The sequence below is a fragment of the Mesorhizobium sp. M7D.F.Ca.US.004.01.2.1 genome (assembly GCF_003997785.1).
Taxonomy (GTDB): Bacteria; Pseudomonadota; Alphaproteobacteria; order Rhizobiales; family Rhizobiaceae; genus Mesorhizobium; species Mesorhizobium loti.
Genome location: NZ_RZRQ01000427.1, coordinates 1 through 4,175 on the forward strand (window position 1 = coordinate 1; position 4,175 = coordinate 4,175).

A 4,175-nucleotide genomic window follows, 5' to 3' on the forward strand; every position below is an offset into this window, starting at 1 on the left:
GGCCGTATCAGGCCGGCCGGCACAGTCATCAGGCGCCTCGGCCGCCCGAAACCTTTGCGAAAGGCGGCGATGATAGCCTCGACGGTGACTGGTGGCACATCGGCGCCAACATAGATGGGGCGAAGTGGCCCCGAATGGCTCAGCAGGTGCGACACCGCTCGCGCTGTGGCTTCGCGGGACATCAGCGAGCGGATTCCCGTCAAGGCGCCCGTTGGCAGCGGCAGCGCCGTATCGGCCAGGCGCATCAGCGTCGCGAGGTTTCCCTTCATGCCGCTTCCATAGGCCGGAGGCAGGCGCAACACGGCGGCGTCGGAGCGGCCATGCGACGCATAGGCGTCCAAAACCTTAATCTCGCCCTCGCGCTTCGAGCGTCCATAGACGCATTGCGGGGCAGGGGGCGTGTTCTCGTCAATTGTCGCGCTGACGCGAGCGCCGATCACGGCCCTAATCGAAGAGAGATGGATGAAGCGTCCGCTTGCCTGTGCGGCCGCTGCATGTGCCAGCCGCGCGCTCAATTCCACATTGGCCGCCCGATAGTCGTCTTCGCTGACATCGCCCTGATCATTGTTGAGGCCGGCACAATGGACAACATGGGTCACGTCCCTGGTGAGTGCCAGGAAAGCCGCGGCCGGCGCATCGAAATTGGGCATCAGCACCGCGCCATCCGCCAATCCAAATGTCTCCGGATGGCGGGAGGCAAGGCGAAGCTCGGCACCGGCTTCGCGAAGGTGCTGCACGACAAGACGTCCGATGAAACCCGTCGCGCCCGTGACCAGGACTTTCATGGCCTTGCCCGAAACAGATCTTGCGTGGCTGACGGAAGGGCTCGCTCTTCCATCACTGATGCAAGTGCCTGCTCTTCCAACAAGGGAACCTGGCGTCCGGAGGCGAGATATGTTCCGCTCACCAGGAAGACCATCAGCACCGAGTCCAGAATGTCATGGCCGACCAGGATGCCTGTCATTCCGGCCGTCAGATAGGTGATCACCACGACGACAATCATCGTCGCGCCGAAGCGCTCGATCGGATCGCTGCTGTTTCGCAAGACCCGGGCGGCATTTCCAGCCGCAACGGCAAAGATAGCGGCCAGCGTCACGGCGCCCAGAATTCCAGCTTGCACTAAGGCGGTCAGGAAGCCGTTGTGGAAATGGTTGAAGCCGGCGTCCATCGCGAACTGGTCATGAAAGCCTTGCTTTATCAGTAGCTGAGTCGCACCCACACCATGTCCGAACACTGGCATGTCATGGAATGCCTTGAGGCCGATCTGCCAAAGCGCAACACGTATTCCCACCGAGGTGTCGTAATTGCTGCTGGCTCCAAGCGCGTTCAAATCGGAGCGCAGAAAGTCCACGCGCCCGGATATCGCTTGGAAGCCGAAAGCGGCGATCACGACGCCGACCGCCGCCAGCAGCAGCAGCAGGCGAACGGCGTTCTTGCCCCTGAGCCTCTGACGGTTGATCAGCAAAACAGCGATGCCGGCTATCGGCAGCGCCAGCCAGGCGATACGCGAGCCGGAATAGATGACGGCGATCGTCCCGGCCAATGTCGCGTAGAAGAGGGGGTTCCGGGCTCGCTCGATGCCGGACAAGGCGCCGGCTACACAGATCACCACGGCAAGGCAGACGACGGTTGCGAAGACGATCGGATTTCCGGCCCCACCCTCGGCCCTGACCCCAATCCAATATTGCTGGATGACGGCCATGAGCAGCGCGACAAAACAGGCGGCCATGCTGCTGAGCACGACGATGCGGGCAAGCGTGGTTTTCCGCGTGATGCTCCAGGTCGAATAGGACACGGGGAAAAACAGGAAGGTCACGAGCGGGATAAGATGTGGCGCATCCCGGACGAACGAGTTGTTGACGATGGAAGCCAGGAGATTGGCAGCGCAGTAGGCATAGATCGCGACCGTCAGCCAGATCATCGGCCGGTCGGCGTTGAAGCGCCTTTTCCGTAAAGCAATCAGCAGGACGGATGAGAGGCCGCCGCCGTTGAACACGAAGCTGACCACCGATCCCAGAACCGGTGGAAAAAAGAAACAAAGAATGGAGAAGTAGATATTGATCCGAGAAGGCGTGAATTGCTGTCTCAGGGATGAAGGCCGGCTCAATTTTCGGGCTCGCTGTTTTCGGGGCGTTTCATGCGGCGGATCTTGTTTAGCGAAGTAGAATGCGCTCGCCTCGAAATTGCCCATGCCTCATGATGCACTTGCCCAGCTTCCCGAGGCTGGTATAGCGGCTGGGCTCCCTTTTCGATAGTGTGTCGGAGCCGATTGCCCCTGAAAATCGGCAGCCGGCGCTGATCGATCAGGGGAGGTCCCGGGAGCGGCCGCAGCCGGTCCGTTCAAGCAATATTTTCCCCGCGTTTCAACTGTTGAGCTTGCGAGCAGGAATTTCCGGATTTTTAGGTGCCCGTGGAAAATTCATTCCCGAACCGTGTGCTCGGGGGCCAGTCCAGCATTGTTCTTGACAACAGCGATCTGCTAGAACGCCGGCACGACAGAGATTGTCCAGAAGCAAAGCTTGAACCGGGCGCAAAAAAGCTCGACGATTTGAGGCAAGGCCTTCTGTTAAAAGGCACGAGAGAACGCTCACAGTCCATGACAACCGCGCTTACGCATCTTCAGCGGCTTGAAGCCGAATCCATTCATGTATTCCGCGAGGTTGCGGCCGCTTTCACCAAGCCGGTCATGCTCTATTCGGTCGGCAAGGATTCATCCGTGCTGATGCATCTGGCGATGAAGGCCTTTTATCCCGCCAAGCCGCCATTCCCCTTTCTTCATGTCGACACGACATGGAAGTTCCGCGAGATGATCGCCTTTCGCGATCAGATGGCGCAGAAACTCGGCTTCGATCTTCTGGTTCATGTCAACGAAGATGGCGTGCGCGACAACATCAATCCGTTCGACCATGGTTCGAACACGCACACCCATGTGATGAAGACCGTGGCGCTGCGCCAGGCGCTCGACAAATACGGTTTCGACGCGGCCTTTGGCGGCGCTCGTCGCGATGAGGAGAAATCGCGCGCCAAGGAGCGCATCTTTTCCTTCCGCAACGCCCAGCATGTGTGGGATCCGAAGAACCAACGCCCCGAGATGTGGAAGATATTCAACACCCGCATTGCATCGGGTGAATCGATTCGCGTCTTTCCGCTGTCGAACTGGACCGAACTCGATATCTGGCAGTATATCCTGCAGGAAAGTATTCCGATCGTGCCGCTCTATTTCGCCAAGGAACGGCCTGTGGTGGAACGCGACGGCATGCTGATCCTCAGGGATGACGAGCGCATGAAACTGCGCCCCGGCGAGACGGTGGAGAACCGGCTGGTGCGGTTCCGCACGCTGGGCTGCTATCCGCTGACCGGCGCCATCGAATCGGATGCTGATACGCTGGAAGCCATCGTCGGCGAAATGCTGACCGCGCGCACGTCCGAACGGCAGGGTCGCCTGATCGACCGCGATGAAGCCGGCTCGATGGAAAAGAAGAAGCGCGAGGGGTACTTTTGACCATGCGCCACATCATGGCAAAGAGCCTCGCACCCACCGACGGCGTCCGCGAGTATCTGGCAGCGCAGGAGAAGAAGTCGCTGCTGCGCTTCCTGACCTGCGGTTCCGTCGATGACGGCAAGTCGACGTTGATCGGGCGCCTGCTGTCCGACACCAAGCAGATTTTCGAGGACCAGCTCGCCGCGCTCGAACGCGATTCGCGCAAGCATGGCACGACGGGCGACGACATCGATTTTGCGCTGCTGGTCGACGGTCTCGAGGCTGAGCGTGAGCAAGGCATCACTATCGACGTTGCCTATCGCTTCTTCGCCACGCCGAAGCGCAAGTTCATCGTTGCCGATACGCCCGGCCACGAACAATACACGCGTAACATGGCGACCGGCGCCTCGACCGCCGACCTGGCGATCGTGCTGATCGATGCCCGGCAAGGGGTGTTGCGCCAGACCAGACGTCACTCGATCATCGCTTCGCTGCTCGGCATCCGCCACATCGTGCTGGCCGTCAACAAGATCGATCTCGTCGGGTTCGACCAGGCGGTCTTCGACCGGATCGTTGAAGACTACCGGCAATTCTCGCGCGATCTCGGTTTCCAAACCATCGTGCCGATCCCGATGTCGGCCCGCTACGGCGACAACGTCACCGGCCGTTCGGACAAGACGGAATGGTATTCCGG

The 4,175-nt window shown here is 60.1% G+C and carries 4 protein-coding genes; 2 read left to right on the forward strand and 2 right to left on the reverse strand.

What is annotated here, in order from left to right:
* A partial coding sequence (locus EN993_RS32185) for an NAD-dependent epimerase/dehydratase family protein (protein ID WP_127265802.1) occupies positions 1–785 on the reverse strand: 785 nt, incomplete at its 3' end.
* Positions 782–2,107 carry an O-antigen ligase gene (locus tag EN993_RS32190; RefSeq protein ID WP_127265805.1) on the reverse strand — a complete coding sequence of 442 codons (1,326 nt, stop codon included), beginning with the start codon at positions 2,105–2,107 and terminating at the stop codon, positions 782–784. The genes EN993_RS32185 and EN993_RS32190, both read right to left, overlap by 4 nt.
* A gap of 489 nt (positions 2,108–2,596) precedes the next feature.
* Here EN993_RS32190 and cysD point away from each other — a divergent pair, with 489 nt between their 5' ends.
* Positions 2,597–3,502 (forward strand): sulfate adenylyltransferase subunit CysD, encoded by a 906-nt coding sequence (gene cysD / locus EN993_RS32195; protein WP_109662399.1) that lies wholly within the window; start codon positions 2,597–2,599, stop codon positions 3,500–3,502.
* Positions 3,503–3,504: 2 nt separating this feature from the next.
* The coding region (locus tag EN993_RS32200; RefSeq protein WP_164757949.1) for a GTP-binding protein at positions 3,505–4,175 on the forward strand (671 nt) is incomplete at its 3' end.

Excerpts from the sequence above, each read along its gene's own strand:
- cysD (WP_109662399.1), top strand. The coding sequence starts at position 2,597 with ATGACAACCGCGCTTACGCATCTTCAGCGGCTTGAAGCCGAATCCATT.